The organism is Rhodobacter lacus (genome assembly GCF_042683065.1).
GTDB lineage: Bacteria > Pseudomonadota > Alphaproteobacteria > Rhodobacterales > Rhodobacteraceae > Rhodobacter > Rhodobacter lacus.
In genome coordinates this window covers 369,180-388,838 of sequence record NZ_JBHUIX010000009.1, presented here as the reverse complement: position 1 = coordinate 388,838, position 19,659 = coordinate 369,180, and the positions used below count along the sequence as shown (strand labels likewise).

The window sequence follows — 19,659 nt, the reverse complement described above, 5'->3', positions numbered from 1 at the left end:
GATGTCCACATCCGACAAGCCCCGCGACAACCATTTTCAGCGCAAACCCCGGCACGACGCGCCTAGACACGGGACCTCAGATGGAGCCAAGGGGCAAAATGCTCCGGTTTCGTATGAGACGCCGCCTGCACCTTTTCGCTTCATCCCCCTGCCCGAGCAGGTCAAACTGGCCGAGCCAGAGGTGCGCCAGGCGTGGGAGGCGGGCACATTGCATTCGCATCCTCTGCCTGCCGGGCTTTCGGGTAGCTTGACCGTCGAGATCATGTTTGATGGACCGATGCTTGTGGGCGGACCAGCCACTGGGGCCGAGAGTGAAGCACAGCAGGTAAGGCCCGTGCGTCTGGGGCAGGATTACGTCCTGCCCGGCTCCACCCTGCGCGGCCTCTTGCGCAGCGTCACCGAACTTGTAAGCGCCTCGCGCATCCGGCAGATGAACCTGCACCGCCGCTATGGAATCCGTGATTTTTCCCACCCGCTGTTCAAGGATACCGAGCGCAAGCGCCCACGCGCCGGATGGCTGCGCCTGGTGGATAAGAAACCTGTGTTGCAGGAAACCGAATGGTACGAAATCCGCATCCGCGATTTGATGGACAACGCCAATTCAGGTCAATTCCATTACGACTGGCTGAACAAGTCAATTGGCGCCCGTTATAGCCTTGTCGACCGTGTCGATCCGGAGAACTCCAAGCGTTTCAACTTCGACACGCCGACCGCCTTTGCCAAAAAGGGCAACCAGGCTCATCAGGTTGTTCCACAAGAGGGAGGCAACATTGACGGGGTATTCGTCTTCTCCAATGCTTCGCCGACGAGCAAAGATCTGAGTATCAGCACGCTCGACATGCAGGACAAAGCCAAACCACGGCCGGGTCATTTCAAGAAAACCGAGGCCGTCTTTGCGCATGAGCCCTTCGGTGCGCCGCAGGCCATTCCCGACGCGGTCTGGGAGACCTTCGAGCTCAACAACTCGTCGCCGTCGCGCCACAAGCCCGAACGCGAGGGCAACTGGAAGGAACTTTGGCCGACCCTGAAAGCAGGTGGCCGTATCCCGGTGTTCTGGCTTTCCAACGCCGATCTGAAACGCGAGCCGCATGATCATGCCGTGGCCGATTTCGGCCTTGTCCGGGTCTTCAAGCGCGCCCATCTTTATTCGGTCAAGGACACGCTGGAGCGGACCGATGCGGGCGCGCATCTGACGCTGCCGGGCAGCCCGGACTACCAGCCCGACCTGACCGAGGCGCTGTTTGGCTATGTCCACGAACCCGAGACCACGAGCGAGAACACCGCCGCCCTGCACAAGGACAGGCATCTGGCCAGTCGGCTCGGCTTCGGGTTCGGCTATCTGTCCTCGAATGCCGATGTGCGCCCAAGCGACACATGGGAAACCGTCCAAAGCGCCCCCAAGCCCTCCTTCGGGCCCTATTATCTGGCGCAGGGGCAGCATGACTGGTCCGATGCCACCTCGACCTTGGCCGGGGTCAAGACCTATCCCGCCCGCGGGGCGGATGAATCCGCGCTGAAATCCACACTGCAAAGCTGGATTCCGAGCAAGGGGAACGCCGCACGGAACACGAAGATCCGTTCGAAACTGGTGTTCCTGCTGCCGCGCAGTCGGGGCGAAAAGATCACCTTCACCGCCGAGATCCGCTTTCACAATGTCACTTCGGTCGAGCTCGGTGCGCTGATCTGGGCAATGACCTTTGGCGGCAATCCGCAATTGCGTCATATGATTGGCCGCGCCAAGGCCGCCGGGGCGGGGCAGGCACGCATCACTCCGGTCGCGATAGAGCTGCGCTACGGCACGCCCGACACCCCCGAGGTCACGGCCTTTTGCGCGGCGCGGATGCAGGACTTCGAAACCTTCATGGGGGCGGACTGGCGCGAGAGTGAGACCGTTCAGGCGCTCCTCGCTTGGGCCGATCCGGCGCAGGGCCGCGCGCTGGGGCGGGCGAGGCAGTTGAGCTATTTGCCGCTGCCGCTGCACCGCAAATTGCGCGATCACGCCCGCAGGTCACGCAAACCGAGGCTTCTCGACCACGATTGAACCGGCCGGGAAAAGACGAAAGAGCCGGAGGAAACTCCGGTTCTTTCGCGTTTTAGCGGTCCTGTTCTCAGGCTTGAAATCCGCATTCATGCGGACACGGCCGTGGGCCGCACGATTCTTCTCCTCCAGCTGAGCGATGTCTTCAGTCTCAATCCGCATTCATGCGGGCACGGCCGTGTGACATTATCATCTCTTTGAACATTTGCCCTACAAGGTCTCAATCCGCATTCATGCGGGCACGGCCGTGTGACAGGTTCACTAAGCTCCATCATGAAAAGTGGAGTCTCAATCCGCATTCATGCGGGCACGGCCGTGTGACAAATTGACGCCTGCCGAACAGGCCGCCGTGTCTCAATCCGCATTCATGCGGGCACGGCCGTGTGACTCACTTTGGTGTGACCGGTTGGGAGCTTTGGGTCTCAATCCGCATTCATGCGGGCACGGCCGTGTGACTTACCCTCTGCAATCCGCGCGTGGAAATCAAGGAAAAAGTTGCTTTTCCAACCATCGAGGCATTTCCTTGGCGCGAAATCCGGCGGAACCGCCGATTTTTCGTCCTGCGATGCGATTTTCTGTTATATTCCAGATATCTGCACATTTTCCAACGAGGATTCCCTGCCCGACACCCTGTTTGACCGGATCACCACATGGCAGGCCCTTGATCGGGCCTGGGCCAAGGTGCGCGCCAACGGAGGCGGCGCCGGGGGCGACGGTGTCACCCTCGACGATTTCGCGCAAGCCGCCGCGGCGCGGCTCTCGGCGCTTTCGGCGGCCTTGCGGGCGGGGATTTATCATCCCGCGCCGCTGCGTCGCCTCGACATCGCCAAGCCCGACGGTGGCACCCGGCCGCTGGCCATTCCCGCCATCCTCGATCGCATCGCGCAAACCGCCGTGGCGCAGGCGCTGGGCCCGATTTTCGAGCGCGACTTTTCCGATGCAAGCTTCGGCTATCGCCCGAACCGCTCGGTGCGCATGGCGGTCGAGCGCATCGCGCTGCTGCGGCGGCGCGGTTTCACCCATGTCGTCGAAGGCGACATCGTGCGCTATTTCGAAAATGTCCCCCACGATCCGCTGTTGACCCTGGTCGAGGCGCGGCTGCCCGACGAGCCCCGGCTTTGCGCGCTGATCGGGCTTTGGCTGGAACATGGCGGACAGATGCTTGGCACGCCAGGGCGGGGGGGTGGCGCAGGGATCGCCGCTCTCACCCTTGCTGTCGAACCTCTATCTTGACGGTTTTGACGACACCCTGACCGCCGAAGCGGCGCTGGTGCGGTTTGCCGACGATTTCATCTTGCTGACCCGCAAGGAGGCCGACGCCCATGCCGCGCTGGAGGTGGCGCGAGGGGCCTTGGCAGAACGCGGGCTGTCGATCGACGCCGCCGGGACGACGGTGACCGATTTCGACGCGGGGTTCGCCTTTCTCGGGCATCTGTTCCTGCGGTCGCTAGTGCTGAAATCCGAAGGGGACGACGCGCCAGCCACCGCCCCGACGCCTGCGCCCGATGACGAGACCGAGGCGGGATATGACCCCGGGCCACGCGTGTTGCGCCTGTTCGAACCGGGGCGGCGGCTGGCGCTGGGCAACGACAGTTTCCGGGTGCTGTCGCCCGAGGGGACGGCGTTGGTGCAGCTGGCGCAGCACCGGGTGGGGCGGATCGAGATCGGGCCGCTGGTCGGGATCGAGGACGACGCCCTGCGGCAAGCCTTGGGCGCCGGGATCGAGATCGCCCATCTGGATGGTCACGGTCAGGTTCTGGGCACCACCTCTCCCCCGGCGGGGGATCATGGCGCATTGCATCTGGCGCAGGCGCGGGTGGTGCTGGACCCCGGCCTGCGTTTGGCGCTGGCCCTTCGGCTGGTGTCGGGGCGGATCCGCAACCAGCGCGCGCGGCTACAGGTGCTCAACCGGCGGTCCGAGAGTGCCAAGGCGGTCAAGGCGGCGCAGGAGCTGGGCGTCTGTCTGCGGCGGTTGCGCGGGGTGAAAACGCTTGAGGCGCTGCGCGGTGTCGAGGGGTTGGCGGCGGCCGTCTATTGGCCGGCGCTGGCCGCGCTTTGCGAGGGGGCACCGAAACGCTTCAAACGGCAGCGCCCCGCGCAAGACGCGCTGAATGCCGTGCTGAATTACCTTTGCGCACTGCTGGAACGCGACATTCGGGCCGCGATCCTTTCGGCCGGGCTGCATCCCGGCTTCGGGGTTTTGCATGCCAGCACCGACCGCGGCGAGGGCTGTGTCTATGATCTGATGGAGGGGTTCCGCGCCCTTCTGACCGAGGGGGTGGCGGTGACGCTGTTCAACCGCAAGGTCCTGCGCCCCGAGCATTTCTCCGAGGGCGGTGCGCGGATTTCCTCGGCCGGGCAACGCGCAATCATCGAAGGCTACGAGGCTGCGCTTGATCGTGTCGTGCGCTCGAGCCACAGCGGGCTGCGGCACAAGCTGCGCGTTGTGATGCGCGAAGAGGCCCGCGCCTTCGCCCGCCATTGCCGTGCCCCCGAAGAGAGCAGCTTCGAGCCGCAGGTTCAGGACTACTGACCCTTTGAGAGCCTGCATAGCCGCACCACGACAAAAGCCCGCCCCCCCCCCTGTGCGTGGCGCGAGGGCCGAAATCCGTAGTCATGCGGGCACGGCCGTGTGACTCAGGAGGAGAAGGTGCTTATTGCGCTGGTGGTTTCGTCTCAATCCGCATTCATGCGGGCACGGCCGTGTGACTCACACTCTGCAATCCGCGCGCCGAAATCAAGGAAAATCTGGCTTTTCCAACCATGATCGCATGCTCGCTGCGGCGGCGGGCCGAGAACCGCAACATTCTTGCTTTTCGAGCGAATTTCCATAACAGTTGCTGTCTCTTAGCGGTTTTCCAACGAGGATTTCATGGCCAGGGGTGAAATGCTGACTGTCTTTTCCTATGACATCGGCGCCAATCGCAAAAGACGAAAAGCCGCAGCCATCCTTGAAGAGGCCGCCAGCCGGGTGCAGAAATCGGTGTTCGAGACCCGGATGTCACGCAACCGCGCCGAGGCGGTGGCGCAGCGCGTGGCGGCACTGCTCGATCCGGGTGACAGCCTGCGGGTCTATGTGCTGGGCGCCGACGGCGAGACCCGCAGCCGGGTCTTTGGCGACACCGTGCCGCTGGAACCAGAGGGCGACCATTGGCTGTTCTGAGTGGAGGCACGGCGAGGGGGCGCTGGCCTTTTGCCCGAAAAGCTGACAGGAGCGGCCGCAGCGCCTTTCGGGGCAAGGACATTTCAACGAACCGTATCGGGGGCCGTAGCGGTCCCGCGTGCAAGGTGTTTCATGGCGACGACGATTTGCGATGCGTTCCATCAGTTCAGGTCAAATCTGGAAATCACCTCCTTGCAGGAAAACACGACCTCGACCCGTCAGCAAAACGTGCGTGAGGCCGTCGAGGCGGGTTTTGTCGTGCATGAGTCCTTCTTGGCGGGATCCTATCGGCGTCACACGATGATCGCGCCCCTGAGCGCGGCGGATATCGATGTGTTTGTGGTGCTTGACCCGAAATATTACGCTCCATCAGGGCAAGGGGCGCTTTTGTCGTCGCTCATGGCGACGCTGAAGACGCGGTATCCGAAGACGCCGAAGATCAAGCCCGCCGGGCAAGCGGTGACGATCACCTTCACCGATTTCGAGGTCGATGTGGTGCCCGGGTTCCGCCGGAAAGGTGGCGGGTTTCTTATTCCGGACGCCAGCATGAACCGCTGGATCGCCACAGACCCGAAAGAGCATGTGCAGATGTGGTCGTTCTTGAACAAGGGCCACAACGGAATAATGGTCCCGCTGATCAAGATGATGAAATGCTGGAACCGGCTGCAGGGGTATCCACTGAGGTCGTTTCACCTTGAGGTGATGGTCATGCATGTTCTCCAGGGTGTGGTGATCACGGACTATCCGAGCGGCGTTCGCTGGGTCTTTGACAAGATGCGAGCTGCGATCTGGGCGAAGGTCGCCGATCCTGCGGGATACGGCGACGACATCGCACCGTGGCTTTCGCCCGCAGATAGGGAAAGGCTCTCACGGCGGTTGGATGAAGCCTACAACATCGCGGTGCAAGCCGAGAGCAATGCTCAATACGGGTATCTCAAGACATCCATGGAGTGCTGGAGACGTCTTTTCGGGGAATTCTTCCCGGCATACGGGTAACCCGGCCAAGAATGCGACGACGTACCAGGGCGCGGCAGCGTCTCTCCCAAGGTTTCCTTGCCGCGGGCCTTTCTTCGGGCGGTTTCAAATTCGGTGCGTTCGTTTCGATGTAGTCGAGCGCGGCAGCAAACAACCGCATTCATCGCGCATCGGGGTTGAAGGCGGAGTTGATGCGAGGCCTTGCGCCGCGCTCCGAAGGGCTGACAGCTTTGGGCTGCGTGCGCCTCTTGCTGCGGTGCGCTCGAATGACCGGTTCGAAAATCGCTGCCGGGCGGGGCGAAGAGCGGCAATGGGCCGCGAACCGCTACCCACGCTCATCCTCTCCGTCACGGTATTTCGACGACGAAGCCTTCAGGTGGTTTGTAGAGCAGTGAGCGCTTGATGCGTGCTTTGTCGATGCTGGTTCGCGCGACGATCTCGTCCTTGAACGTGCAGAATTTCTTGTAGGACATACGCGGGTCGATCATGAACTGGTCAAACGCGGCATGCGGGTCGAGTGCGTATTTATAGACGCCGCCGTCATGCTTTTTGTTTTGTCCTTCGAAATAGATCAGTCGGACTTCGGCCTCGTGTTCGAATGCATCCCACTTTTTAAGCAGGGACCTGGCAACGGCTTCGGCGGTTAAACCGTCCTCGAAGACCGTACGCGCGAATTCCTTGAGTTTGAAATCAGGCGGATAGTCAACCTTGCCGATGAAGCAGCTATCGTTGGTCACACCCTTGTTGGCAGCGCAAAGGCTGTCGATCAGTCTGCCAACCGTTGTCCTGACTCGGACGGCATCCGTTTTCGGCGAGTAGATGCGCCACATCGCATCCGATCTCTTCTTGAGCGTCCAGCACTGGCCATAGACATCCTCGTGGAAGGCGAATTCTCCGATCTCGCCAGCGGCAGTGCGGACAGGCGATCTCAGGATGAAATTCTCGAACGGGTCTTCCCACATGGTCGGCCAGACCAAGGCGTTCTTTTTCTCGTCAAAGAGTTCAAAGAAGCGATTGCGCGGGAATACCCTGTAGATGGGGGTGCGCCGCGTGATGTCGCCGATAATTGTACTGCGTTTTGCCAATCAGGCCCCTTTCACATCGAAGCCGAGGAACCGCAACGCTTTGGCCATGCGTCCGTTCATCGGCGGGCATTCGTCGGGTTTGACAGTGCCGTAGAGCTCAAGGGCGCAGAAATAAGCAAAGCGCTTCAGCTTGATCGAGCGATCATAGAGTACATCGTGGAAGCGCTGGATGAAATCGCCGGGGCCGTGCAGCAGGTAGGTCAATGTGGATTTGATGCGGTCGACATCGTCGTTGTTCGCCTTCCAGAATTCAGCGGGAAGGTTTTTCAGGCCTCCTTTGACGAAGCGCAGCTGTTCTGTGAAGGCGTGTAGTGACATCAGGCCGTCGGTGATTTCTTCCTTGCTGGCAGCTTCGATGGCCTCGCGTGTGCCGAATGTTCGTTTCACCGTCTCAAGCCAGGCGGCGTAGTCCTCCGGCACCTTGTTATTGGCAACATCCACCCATTCCTGCGCGTAGTGCATGATCTCCTTGCGACGCCCTTCGGCGCTGCGCAGCGGGGCAGTCTGCCATGCCTCATCGCCGATCACATGGGTCAGTCTGACGTAGTTCAGGAAGCGGTTGGTCTCGTTTTCGATACCAACATTTGCGAGATCAGGGCGGCGATATCCATGTTCGTCGAGGATCGCCGTCACCTCGCTGAAGGCAGGGCGGTACTGTTCGTAGACTTCCTGCCTTAGGGTTTCTAGGAATACGCGCTCGCTGGATTTCTCGTGGCTTTTGACATTGATGTTGCGTGGCTGCGCCTGTCCCAGTGCGGCCTCGATCTCCTTTTCGGGATCGGGTGTGCGGCGTTTCAGTTCATTGTAGGTTTTCTCGAAGGTATCGAGCTTTTCTCGCGTCAGGACCTGTCCGGCATCCCAAAGCTCGATAAATAGTGCGCGGATGTCGTCGACGGCGTCGGCATCATCGTCACGGTCGAGCCGGATGACCGCTTCGCGGTTGGCGCGCATGCCGCCATCGGTCAGGTTCGACGAGCCCAGCAGGGCAGCTTGGTCGAAGATGTAGATTTTTGCGTGGAATCGGCTGGTTAGGTAGCGTATCGCGATACCCGGCACCTCATATAGCTTGCGCAGTGCTTGCGGGCTGGTCGCTTCGTTCAGACCGATGAGCAACTTTACCGTCTTGCCCTCTCGTACTGCCTCCAAAAGCTGGTCCGGTTGCGTAAAATAGGGTGCTGCCAGATGCAGCCGCGATGACCCCGCAATCAGGTGCATAAAGGGATTGACGACAAAATCTTTATTGGGACCGTTTGAAAATATCCTGCTCATACCGCTCCTCGTCGAAATGCCGTTCGGGAGCTTGCTACGAGCGCTTCCGTCACCTGACTACTCTAGATGGCATATAGCCAGTCGGCAAAGTGTAATGCTTTCTTGGTGTGGAATTCGCGAATGCAGCGAATGGCAGGTTCAACGCGCTGCGCTGCAGCATCATGAAGTTCAGTCGAAAGTCCGGATTGGGCCGGGTGCATCAATGACGCTGGACGCGCTATCCTCGTATGGCTGTTGGGCGTTCAGTTGAAGTCGGGAGTGCTGCGATCTTCCTCTGCCCCGAGGCGTTCGTCGTTGTCACTCTCTCGATTGGTCCCGGCGGCGTTCCCCGCGCTGATCCGGCGCGCCGCGCTTGATTCTTTCCGTGCGTTCAAAACGTCGAGCCAGTCCTTGCAACTCACATCCGTCCCCGACACCCGGCTTGGCGGCGCCAGCCGTTTTGCCCCGGTCACGATCTTGGCGAGTGTCGCATGCATCGCCTCACCCGCGCGGTCATTGTCGAACGCTCCAAGCGTTTCCCGGCCAGCGGCAAGGTGAATCAGGGCGCGCTCCGTCTCGGGGCCGAAGCCGCCCCCGGTCGAAACGTAAATCGTGTCGTGACGGTTCTCGATCTCCGCCAGAGCCAGCGCATCGAGGCCGCCCTCGAGGACGACCATGCGGCGGGACATGCTTGGGTCGCCCAAGATGCAGACCGACTTGCGTCCACCTTTTGCAAATCGAGCCTTGTTCTTTTCCTCATCGCGCTCCCACCGCTGCTCGAAGCCCTGAATGTGCTCCGTTGCCAGATTGCGATGCGCGAAATAGATGCCACCTAATGCCCCGCAGCGCAGGGCGTCGGCGAAGCGACGCAGGGTCGCTTTCGATATCCCACGCTTTTCCGCATAGCTCGTGCTCTGGCCGACGAGTCCGGCAGCTTCCCAGCGGCGCCGCACCTCGGTGTGATCGGGCGGTGTCGGAGATCTGCCGGTCAGTGCTGCCTCGACCATGACAGGCGCGGTGCCCGCGAGATCCCGCAGCGCCGCCCGCGCGTGGCCCAGTGTCCGACCCGGATTGTCGCGCCGCCACAGGTCAACGACGGTGCCGCTCTCACCGGTTTTGTTCGAAACCCAAAGCCAGCGGCCACCCGGCTTAAGCGTGCATTTGATCGTGTCGCCGCCGCGCTGATAGATGCGGAAGGCGCGGCCTTGCTTGTCCGAGCTGTCGCGATGCGTCCGCGACACGTCTGCCCAGCCTCCGGCTGCCGCGATGACGCCGATATCGAGCCGTTTGAGATGTTCCAATTCGTCGCGATAATTGTCGCGAACGGTTTTCCGGCAGTTCCTGATCTTCGCCAGAGCGTGACGCGCCGCATTTGGGGCAGGTTGCGGTTCAGGCACATGTCGCGCATCCAACGGGAGAGACGGTTCGTGATCGCGCCCGCCGTCCATGGTGCGTTTCTCGGCCGCGACCGTTGTCCGAAACCGGCTGTTTCGTTGCAGCGCATCCTCGCGCTCCGTCATCTCTTCGAGATGGGCCGCCTGCGCCGCATGCTCGGCAGCATCGAGACGTCGTCTCTGCCGCTGTGCCTCGAAGATCCGGTCGGCCTCGGCCTGGACATCGGCGGGAACGCCCGTCACCCGCAGCCCCGCCTGCGCGGCCTCGACCGAAATCTGCCGAACGTAGTCTGCGCTGCCCGTCGGGGTCACGCTCGACCAACCTTTCGCTGTCGCCATCGCGATCATCGTTGCCCTCGTCTCGTGCGAGGAGGCCGTCGTCGACAGGCGCGCGCCATGATCCATGACGACCGCGCCGGAACAGAACGTGATCTGCGGCGGCAATGCTGCCAGATTGACGAAGCGGATTTCCCGCGCGACACGCGAGTCGATGTGAATTTCGGTGTAGATGCGGCGCAGAAGGGTTGTCTTGAACGCCGCGGCGCGCGTCGCTTTCTCGTCTTCGTGCGCCACCTGACCGATCAGGCCGCAGGTAGAGGATAGATCGCTGCCGGGATTTCGTTTCGGCATAGCCTCGGCCGCCTCGAAGGCGCCGAACCGCTTTTCCATCCGCGAGATCGAGAGGCGCGCGCCGAAAGAACTTGCTTTGACGAATTCCGTCGAGCCGACCAAATAGACCCGCGCACCGGATCCAAACCTGTCATACCGAAGCCCCAGATCGTGACATGCGGTGTGAACGTCTTGCCAGGTCCTGCATGTGTCGAGCGCTTTCCAAAGCTTGATCTTGAGCGGGTCGGGGATCGCTTGATCGAAGACCTCGATCCCTGTCTTTTTCTCGATCTTGATCTGTGCCGAGGTCTTCTTCCGCCGCCCGCCCTCGCGTGCCATCTTGATCTCCCGGTAGTGCTCCTCCGGCCGCGCGACCAGCTTGACGGATTTTCTGCCCTCGATTTCCTGCACGACGAAATCATACTGTCCGCGATCGTGGGGCCATCTCATCTCGAGCTCGATCTGCCGACATGCCTGTTCCGCTCTGCGTCGATCATTCGATTTCGACCAGGCCCTCCCGGTGAGCGGATGGACCGTGTTGATCACGGCATGCACATGACGGCGCGGTGTATCATCGTGCGTCGCGATAACGGCCTGATGCTCATGCAACCCCAGGGCCCGGAGCATGCGGTCCATCGCCGCGATTTGCTGCGCCTCAGTTGGACGCTCGGTCTCATGCCAGGGGAGGACAATATGATAATAAGGATTTTGCACCCTGGTGGAGAGCTGAGAAGTCAAGTTCATTTCCTCCGCAGCATCCGTCCAGCTTCTGCACGACAGATTTCGTATGGCGATGCGTGAACCCTTTTCGCACACGTAAAGAATGCCGGGATGGAAAGCCTCGCGCCCCCCGCCGGACCCGGGCTCTCCTTCCTTGGTAATCACCTCGCAGATCATTTCAGCATATCTCGTATTGCCCTGCCGAACGAGTCTAGTTGATCCGGAATATCGGCAATCAGCTTCATCTCTTCAGCGCTGACCGCTTTCATTTTACCCGAGTTGAGGTGTCGCGCGATCTGATTGATGTTCGACCCGATCTTGCCGATGTGTCCGAGCATCAAAGTCAGATCACGTTTCTGAATATTCCTCACCTCTGTTTTTTCCAAGACTAACGCACTGAGAAATTCCTGCCAACTCTCGAATCCCTCTGCGCGAGCGCGCTCTTGAAATGCGCTCCACTCGTCCGCCGAGACCCTCTTTGAAATCCGATATGTCGCGCGTCGTTTCTCAGATCGAGGCTTTCCGTCTCCAGTTCTTGCCATTTTTGCTCCGCGTGTTTTCAGCTCCACACGAATCATAAATCGCCACCCAGAAAATCTTCGCACACATTATTATCTCTACCGCCCTATCTGCGGCGCGGAGAGCTCGGCTCGACAAGCCGCAGGGAAATAACAGGAAATACTTTTTCACGAATAGAGTTCCTGAGTTATTCGCAATAAAGCCATTCGACCGTATCTCTTTCCTCTTTTACTTGGGTCGCATGCCGGGTCGAATATTTTCCGAATTTTGTGTTCAGGGGTGCGGTTGGTCATCCAAGCTATAATTTCCGCTGGCCCGGCAATGTGGTTGATTTTATGGGGGTATGCGAATAAAGATATGCCATTCGGTATTTGAAAATTGACGTCCCAATTCTTTAGCAGGGTATGGGGACGGGTTCCCGTCCCCCGGCTGCACGCAGCCGCCCTGACCCAGACCTCGGCGCGCCCTGACGGCGCTTCTTGGCTGGGTAAAAACGAACCCTCGGCGTGCATCGGCTGCGCGTCTTGGGTTCGGTTGGGGCGGTAGGGGGAAAGAGGACGAGCGAAGATGTCGTGGGGCGCAGCGTGCAAAGATATCTTTGGGATGGAGCTTTAGACCCCATGAACATGCTATTTCGCATTCGGTCTCTCCCGCTTTCTTGAGGCTCGGCGCCATCCAATCTCATGCAGCCCTCGAGCGGAGCATACCGTGTGAGAGGCCTCCGCCCCAGCCAGTTTACAGCACGATCATGGGGGCTAGAGCCAGGGAGAGTAGGGTGTAATGATCGCGCGATGGAAGGGTTTCGTAACGGAAGGGGGGGGGCGCCAGCGCATTGGGGTAATTCTCTTCATCATCGTTCCGCTGTAAGCTTGTCGTCACAGTGTGACTGGCAAAGCCTTTGGGCGTTGCCCAGTGGTCTGAAATCCGTTTATGTTAGCCTATCAGGGCACTTATCCGAATTGGCGCTGCGGTGGTGCGTCGCTCCGCAAGGACAGGACCGCATGGACAAGCGATCGCTCAGTGAGCGTGACATATGCACAAAATATATTACCCCCGCCTTGCGAAAGGCTGGATGGGATGAAATTACGCAAATCCGGGAAGAGGTCAGCTTTACAAAAGGCCGCATTATTGTTCGGGGCAAACTGGTAAGCCGCGGAAAGGGAAAGCGGGCCGATTATATCCTGTCGGTAAAGCCGAACATTCCGATTGCGATCATTGAAGCCAAAGAGAACGCATTGCCGGTTGCGGCGGGCATGCAGCAGGGGCTTGAGTACGCCGAGACCTTGGGAATTCCCTTCGTGTTCTCATCGAATGGCGATGGCTTCGTGTTTCATGACCGCACCGGGTCGAGCCCAACGCCCGAAACAACGCTCACGCTGGATGAATTCCCTTCACCTGCTGACCTTTGGGCGCGCTACCGGGCTTGGAAAGGGCTGTCCGATAAAGCCGCCGCCGTCACATTGCAAGACTACTTCGACGACGGCAGCGGGAAGTCTCCACGCTACTATCAGGTCAACGCGGTGAATGCGGCGATCGAAGCCATTGCCAAAGGACAAGATCGGGTCCTGTTGGTGATGGCCACGGGGACAGGCAAAACCTACACGGCCTTTCAGATTATCTGGCGGCTTTGGAAGGCTGGTCAGAAGAAGCGCATCCTGTTTCTGGCAGATCGAAACGTGCTGATCGACCAGACGATGGTCAACGATTTTCGGCCGTTCGCAGGCAGCATGGCAAAGCTGTCCACCCAATCGAAAACGATTGAGCGGGCGGATGGGACCCTCGCCGATTTGACGTTGGCGCTGGACAAAAAACGCCGGATCGACACCTCCTATGAAATCTATCTGGGCCTCTATCAGGCGATCACAGGCCCGGATGAAAGCCAGAAGCTCTACAAGGAGTTCTCGCCGGACTTCTTCGATCTGATCGTGATCGACGAGTGCCACCGGGGCAGTGCCGCAGATGACTCTGCCTGGCGCGAAATCCTTGATCACTTTTCTTCCGCGACCCAGATCGGCCTGACGGCCACACCCAAGGAAACCGAATATGCCTCGAACATCGACTACTTCGGGGCCCCGGTTTACAGCTATTCGCTGAAGCAGGGCATCCGAGATGGTTTCCTTGCCCCCTACAAGGTGATCAAGGTCCATATCGATCGTGACGTTCAGGGCTACCGCCCGGTTCAGGGACAACTTGATCGAGATGGGGAAGAGGTCGAGGATCGCATCTACAACACCAAGGATTTCGATCGAACTCTGGTGCTTGACGACCGCACCAAGCTTGTCGCGCAGAAGGTCACCGACTTCCTGACGCAAAGCGGCGACCGGATGGCCAAGACGATCGTCTTTTGCGTCGATCAGGAACACGCCGCCCGCATGCGCCAGGCGCTGATCAACGAAAACGCCGATCTTGTGGCCCAGAACCATCGCTACGTCATGCGGATCACGGGGAATGACAAGGAGGGCCTCGATCAACTTGGCAACTTCATTGACCCCGAAGCTGCCTATCCCGTCATCGTCACGACCTCGCGCCTGTTGTCCACGGGCGTCGATGCCCAGACCTGCCGCCTGATCGTCCTTGACCGCGAGGTCGGCTCGATGACCGAGTTCAAGCAGATCGTCGGCCGCGGCACCCGGGTGCATGAAGACACCCAGAAGCTTTACTTCACGGTGATGGACTTCCGCGGCTCGACCAGCCATTTCGCAGATCCAGACTTCGATGGCGAGCCGGTGCAAATCTACCAGCCCGACACCGATGATCCGATCACACCGCCCGATGACGCGCCCCAGACGGGGGATGATGGGGAACCCCTGCCGCCTGAACCCGGCACCGACGAGACGGTGCTGATTGATCCGGCGGGTCCGATGACAGGCGCTGGGGCGACGGGTCATCCGACCCGCAAGGTCTATGTGGACGGGGTCGGGGCGCAGATCGTGGCCGAACGCGTCGAATATCTCGACGAAAGCGGCAAGCTGGTCACCGAGTCCCTGCGCGACTACACGCGCAAGGCTTTGCAGAAGCAATTCTCCAGCCTCGACGCTTTTTTGACGCGCTGGAACAGCGCACGGCGCAAAGAGGCGGTGGTCGAAGAACTGGAAGCCGAAGGCCTGCCGCTGGACATGATCGCGGCCGAGCTTGGCAAAGACCTCGATCCCTTCGACCTGATCTGCCACATTGCCTTTGACGCCAAACCCCTGACCCGGCAAGAGCGGGCCGAGAACGTCAAGAAGCGCGATGTTTTCACCAAGTTCGGCCCTAAGGCGCGCGCCGTTCTGGAGGCGCTTTTGGACAAATATGCAGATGAAGGGGTGATGACCCTCGATGACCCCGGCGTGCTGAAAATCGCCCCCTTCAGCGGGATGGGAAGCGTGGTTGAACTCATCCGCGCTTTCGGAGGAAAACCGGGGTTCGAACAGGCCGTCCGCGACCTGCAATCTGCCATCTACGAAGAAAGCGCCTAAGCAATGTCCGTCCGCACCCTCGTCAAATCCATCCAGGACATCATGCGCAAGGACACCGGCGTTGATGGTGACGCCCAGCGCATCAGCCAGTTGTGCTGGATGTTCTTCCTCAAGATCATCGACGATCAGGATCAGGAACTCGAACTCACCAAGGACGCCTACACCTCGCCCATTCCGTCCGATCTGCAGTGGCGCGCATGGGCGGCCGATCCCGAAGGCATCACGGGCGAGGCGCTTCTCGACTTCGTCAACCTCACCCTCTTCCCCCGGCTCAAGGCCCTGCCCACCGCCGCGGGCCCCCGCGCCAAGGTCGTTCGCGACGTCTTTGAGGACGCCTACAACTACATGAAATCCGGCCAGCTGATGCGGCAGATGATCAACAAGATCAACGAAGTGGATTTCAACAACCTGACCGAACGCCAGCACTTCGGCGACATCTACGAACAGATCCTGAACGACCTGCAAAACGCCGGAAACGCGGGCGAATACTACACCCCCCGCGCCGTCACCGCCTTCATGGTCCAGCAGATCGACCCCAAACCCGGCGAGATCCTGATGGACCCCGCCTGCGGCACCGGCGGTTTTCTGACCTGCGCCATGCGCCACATGCGCGGGGCTTACGTCAAACGGCCCGAGCATGAGACGCTTATGCAGGCCAGCTTGCGCGCGGTGGAAAAGAAGCCGCTGCCCCACATGCTCTGCGTCACCAACATGCTGCTCAACGGGGTGGAGGAGCCGAACTTCGTCCGCCACGACAACACCCTTGCCCGCCCGCTGGTCAGCTGGACCAAGGACGAACGCGTTGACATCGTCCTGACCAACCCGCCCTTTGGCGGCAAGGAGGAGGACGGGATCGAGGGCAACTTCCCCACCTTCCGCACCCGCGAAACCGCTGATCTGTTCCTGGCCCTGATCATCCGACTCTTGAGGCCCGGTGGCCGCGCCGCCGTGGTGCTGCCCGATGGCTCGCTTTTCGGCGAGGGCATCAAGACCCGGCTCAAGGAACACCTGATGGATGAGTGCAACCTGCACACCATCGTGCGACTGCCGAACTCGGTCTTCAAACCCTATGCCTCGATCGGCACCAACCTCTTGTTCTTTGAAAAGGGCACACCCACGACCGAGACATGGTTTTGGGAACACCGCGTGCCCGAGGGGCAAAAGGCCTATTCGATGACCAAACCGATCCGGCTCGATCATCTGGCGGATTGCGCCGCATGGTGGGGCGGGGCCGCGCGGGCCGGGCGGCAGGAAGGCCCGCAGGCGTGGAAGGTGTCCGCAACTGACATCAAGGCGCGCGGCTATAACCTTGACATCAAGAACCCCCATACGGTGGCCGAGGATCATGGCGACCCCGAAACCCTGCTGGCCGATCTGGAGGCCGCCGAGGCGCAGGTGCGCGTTTTGCGCGATCAGTTGAAGACGATCCTGACCGAGGCTTTGGCCCGATGAGGGATGGAGCCTTTACCGCCGAGCGCCTGCTGGCGCTTTATGACCGCGTGGCCGAGGCCGAGGACGCCATCCCCCGCCTGCGCCGCTTTGTGCTGGATCTGGCCGTGCGCGGGAAACTGGTGGAGCAGGACGCGAGCGACGAACCGGCGGCGGAATTGCTGAAGCGGATTGCGGGCAGTGCAGCGCAACAACCGGCCCGGCGCGGCAAACAACGTGACACATCCGCAGCCAATGCTTTGGAAGAACTTCCATTCGACGCTCCAGATGGTTGGACGTTCGCGGCTTTGGGGCAGCTTGTCCGCGTGTTGAACGGTCGGGCCTACAAGCAACAAGAGCTTCTGTCGTCAGGCACCCCAGTGCTTCGTGTCGGCAATCTCTTCACGTCCAATCACTGGTATTATTCTGATCTTGAACTGGACGACGACAAATACTGCGAGGCGGGAGACCTGATCTACGCGTGGTCGGCGTCTTTCGGGCCATTCATTTGGGACGGGCCGCGCGCGATCTTTCATTACCATATCTGGAAGCTGCCCCTCATCAGCGAAGCGGACCTCAGCAAGTGGTATCTGTTTCTGTTCCTTCAGCAGAAGACCCGGGAAATCAAGGAAGCAGGTCACGGCATCTCGATGGTTCATATGACCAAAGAGAAGATGGAAAAGCTGATCGTCCCCCTCCCACCCCTCGCCGAGCAGCGGCGGATTGTGGCCAAGGTCAATGAACTCATGGCGCTGTGTGACAGGCTGGAGGGCGCGCGGGCGATGCGAGAGGCGGTGCGGGATCGGCTGACCGCCGCCACCCTGACCCGCCTGACCGCCCCCGAGATCGACGCGGAAACCTTCCCCATCCACGCCCGCTTTGCCCTGCAAACCCTGCCCACCCTCACCACCCGCCCCGACCAGATCAAAACCCTCCGCCAAACCATCCTGAACCTCGCCGTGCGCGGGAAGCTGGTGCCGCAAGACCCAACCGAAGAACCGGCGGCAGAGTTGTTGAAGCGGATTGGGGAGGAGCGCGTTGCGAAAGCAAAGGGCGCGAAGGTCCGTGCGAAACGGCCAGTTCCCTTCGCGGATCAAACTTCAATCGCGAGCCTTCCAGATAGCTGGCGGATCGAAGCGATTGGTAACCTTGTCGATCCGACTGCCACGATTTCTTATGGTGTTCTGGTCCCCGGTCCTGATGTCACTGATGGCATTCCGTTCGTCAGAGCGCAGGACCTTGCTCTGTCAGGGCACCCTGAGCGACCGAACAAAACCATCGCGCCCGAGATCGAAGCACCTTATGCCCGAACCCGACTACGGGGCGGCGAGATACTGCTGTGCGTTGTGGGCAGCATCGGAAAGCTTGGCGTAGCCCCGCAGTCTTGGGCTGGCGCAAATATAGCTAGGGCGGTGGCACGCATTGCACCCGTGGAATCGATTTCGTCCGACTATCTTCTCTTGGCCATGCGGTCGGACTTGATCCAGACTTACTGTGCCGAAGCGACACGGACACTGGCGCAGCCAACACTCAACGTGGGCTTGATTGAGGTTCTTCCCATCCCCCTCCCACCCCTCGCCGAACAACACCGCATCGTGGCCAAGGTCGATGCCCTCATGTCCCTCTGCGATCAACTGGAAGCCAGCCTCACCACCACCACCACCACCCGCTCCCGCCTCCTTGAAGCCCTGTTGCACGAGGCGCTGGGCGGGGCACCGGGCGCTCAGGCCGAGGCCGCCGCATGACCGACACCGCGCCAGCTTTCGTCCGAATGATCGGCATAGACTACTCGGGCGCAGAGACGGCGAACGCGAGCCTGAAAGGGTTGCGGGTTTACATGGCCGTGGGGGGCGCTGCCCCGCAGGAGGTTGCCCCGCCGCCCTCGCCGAAGCGATACTGGACGCGGCGCGGGATTGCGCAATGGCTGGTCGAGCGGCTGGCCGAGGACATTCCGACAGTCGTCGGCATCGATCACGCCTTTTCATTTCCGCTGCGCTACTTCGAGGTCCATGGGCTATTGCCGGATTGGCCTGCTTTCCTCGATGATTTCCAGCAGCACTGGCCGACGGATGCCGATCATACCTATGTCGATTTCGTGCGCTTCGGCACGGTTGGGAACGGCGCGGCGCGCGAGGGAAGTCCGCGTTGGCGGCGCCTGACGGAAGAGCGCTCGCCCGGGGCGAAGTCGGTATTTCATTTTGACGTGCAAGGGTCCGTGGCCAAATCCACCCATGCCGGAATTCCTTGGCTGTTGTTCATCCGACGGGCGCTGGGCGATCGGGTCCACTTCTGGCCCTTCGATGGCTGGGATGTGCCGGTGGGGAAGTCGGTGGTCCTTGAGGTCTATCCACGACTGTGGAGCGCGGATTATCCGGTTGAGGATCGCACACCGGACCAGCACGATGCCTACAGCGTGGCGGCCTGGCTGTCGACCGCGACCGCAGAGGGGCGGCTGTTGCAGGCGATGACGCCCGAGCTGTCGCCGCCCGAAATGGCCGTGGCACAGGTTGAGGGCTGGATTCTGGGCGTTCCTTGGGAGCCTGCTGCAAAGCCAAAGCGCTCCACCAAGCGAATCGCAAAGGTGGGACGCGCCGGTAGTGGCGGCGGCAAGACGACCAAGGCAGGTTATGTGAACAAGAACGGCCAAGAGGTTTTGCAGGCAACCGATCTTCCCGGCAGCGACCATAACCAAGTCGTTTACGTCCTGCGTTGCGGAAACTGCGGTCATCGCTACGGGGCGAATAGTTCCGATATCTGGCAGCGGAAATGTCCGGTCTGCGGGGGCGGCGCGGTGGGGTTGGCGTTTTGACGCGTTCGGCCGAGGGCGGAGATTTCCGGTCAACAACAGGTCAACCTGCCGACCTTCCGCCGCCGCCTGCATCATGCCCTTACCGCGCGCACGCCTGTCGAGGCATTCAGATCAGCGGCCTGACCTGAGCAGAGTCAGATGGGTCAATACCTCACGCCCGAACGCATTTCCTGCCCGCGCCTTTCGATGGGGCGGAACATTCTTGGAACTGCT

Annotated in this window: 13 protein-coding genes and 1 CRISPR repeat array; of the genes, 9 read left to right on the top strand and 4 right to left on the bottom strand. The window is 60.7% G+C overall.

Annotated features, from left to right (window positions below; all coding sequences use genetic code 11):
• The first annotated feature begins 1 nt into the window (after window position 1).
• From ACFSM0_RS09455 to ACFSM0_RS09435, 5 genes are all read left to right on the top strand, one after another.
• On the top strand, window positions 2–2,041 hold the full coding sequence (locus ACFSM0_RS09455) for a TIGR03986 family type III CRISPR-associated RAMP protein (protein WP_377389676.1): 2,040 nt from the start codon (window positions 2–4) through the stop codon (window positions 2,039–2,041).
• A gap of 145 nt (window positions 2,042–2,186) precedes the next feature.
• Window positions 2,187–2,495: direct repeats of the CRISPR family, unit length 38 nt; unit sequence GTCTCAATCCGCATTCATGCGGGCACGGCCGTGTGACA.
• Between the two features lie 38 nt (window positions 2,496–2,533).
• Complete coding sequence (locus ACFSM0_RS09450; RefSeq protein WP_377389674.1) at window positions 2,534–3,271, top strand: reverse transcriptase domain-containing protein; 738 nt, start codon at window positions 2,534–2,536, stop codon at window positions 3,269–3,271.
• Entirely contained in the window at window positions 3,222–4,571 is a 1,350-nt protein-coding gene (cas1, locus tag ACFSM0_RS09445; RefSeq protein WP_377389672.1) for a CRISPR-associated endonuclease Cas1, read from the top strand. Before ACFSM0_RS09450 ends, cas1 begins: the two co-directional genes overlap by 50 nt.
• Window positions 4,572–4,910: 339 nt before the next feature.
• On the top strand, window positions 4,911–5,201 hold the full coding sequence (cas2, locus tag ACFSM0_RS09440) for a CRISPR-associated endonuclease Cas2 (protein WP_377389670.1): 291 nt from the start codon (window positions 4,911–4,913) through the stop codon (window positions 5,199–5,201).
• A gap of 132 nt (window positions 5,202–5,333) precedes the next feature.
• The gene (locus tag ACFSM0_RS09435) at window positions 5,334–6,197 is read left to right on the top strand and encodes a CBASS oligonucleotide cyclase (RefSeq protein ID WP_377389668.1); all 864 of its coding nucleotides are present in this window, start codon (window positions 5,334–5,336) and stop codon (window positions 6,195–6,197) included.
• A gap of 326 nt (window positions 6,198–6,523) precedes the next feature.
• Here ACFSM0_RS09435 and ACFSM0_RS09430 read toward each other — a convergent pair whose 3' ends face one another.
• From ACFSM0_RS09430 to ACFSM0_RS09415, 4 genes are all read right to left on the bottom strand, one after another.
• Window positions 6,524–7,261, bottom strand: coding sequence for a hypothetical protein (locus tag ACFSM0_RS09430; protein ID WP_377389666.1), 738 nt, complete (start codon window positions 7,259–7,261; stop codon window positions 6,524–6,526).
• Window positions 7,262–8,530 (bottom strand): phospholipase D-like domain-containing protein, encoded by a 1,269-nt coding sequence (locus tag ACFSM0_RS09425; protein ID WP_377389664.1) that lies wholly within the window; start codon window positions 8,528–8,530, stop codon window positions 7,262–7,264.
• A 242-nt stretch (window positions 8,531–8,772) separates the two neighbouring features.
• Window positions 8,773–11,409, bottom strand: coding sequence for a relaxase/mobilization nuclease domain-containing protein (locus ACFSM0_RS09420; RefSeq protein WP_377389662.1), 2,637 nt, complete (start codon window positions 11,407–11,409; stop codon window positions 8,773–8,775).
• Window positions 11,406–11,810, bottom strand: a complete 405-nt coding sequence (locus tag ACFSM0_RS09415; protein WP_377389660.1) for a MobC family plasmid mobilization relaxosome protein — start codon at window positions 11,808–11,810, stop codon at window positions 11,406–11,408. Before ACFSM0_RS09415 ends, ACFSM0_RS09420 begins: the two co-directional genes overlap by 4 nt.
• Window positions 11,811–12,752: 942 nt before the next feature.
• Here ACFSM0_RS09415 and hsdR point away from each other — a divergent pair.
• The 4 genes from hsdR to ACFSM0_RS09395 are packed head-to-tail and all read left to right on the top strand — an operon-like array spanning window position 12,753 to window position 19,446.
• Window positions 12,753–15,209: an EcoAI/FtnUII family type I restriction enzme subunit R gene (gene hsdR, locus ACFSM0_RS09410; protein WP_377389658.1), complete on the top strand. Its 2,457-nt coding sequence runs from the start codon at window positions 12,753–12,755 to the stop codon at window positions 15,207–15,209.
• A 3-nt stretch (window positions 15,210–15,212) separates the two neighbouring features.
• Window positions 15,213–16,661, top strand: coding sequence for a class I SAM-dependent DNA methyltransferase (locus ACFSM0_RS09405; protein ID WP_377389656.1), 1,449 nt, complete (start codon window positions 15,213–15,215; stop codon window positions 16,659–16,661).
• Window positions 16,658–18,382 (top strand): restriction endonuclease subunit S, encoded by a 1,725-nt coding sequence (locus tag ACFSM0_RS09400; RefSeq protein ID WP_377389654.1) that lies wholly within the window; start codon window positions 16,658–16,660, stop codon window positions 18,380–18,382. Before ACFSM0_RS09405 ends, ACFSM0_RS09400 begins: the two co-directional genes overlap by 4 nt.
• The gene (locus ACFSM0_RS09395; RefSeq protein ID WP_377389652.1) at window positions 18,379–19,446 is read left to right on the top strand and encodes an FmdB family zinc ribbon protein; all 1,068 of its coding nucleotides are present in this window, start codon (window positions 18,379–18,381) and stop codon (window positions 19,444–19,446) included. The genes ACFSM0_RS09400 and ACFSM0_RS09395 overlap by 4 nt, the downstream gene beginning before the upstream one ends.
• Window positions 19,447–19,659: the final 213 nt, after the last annotated feature.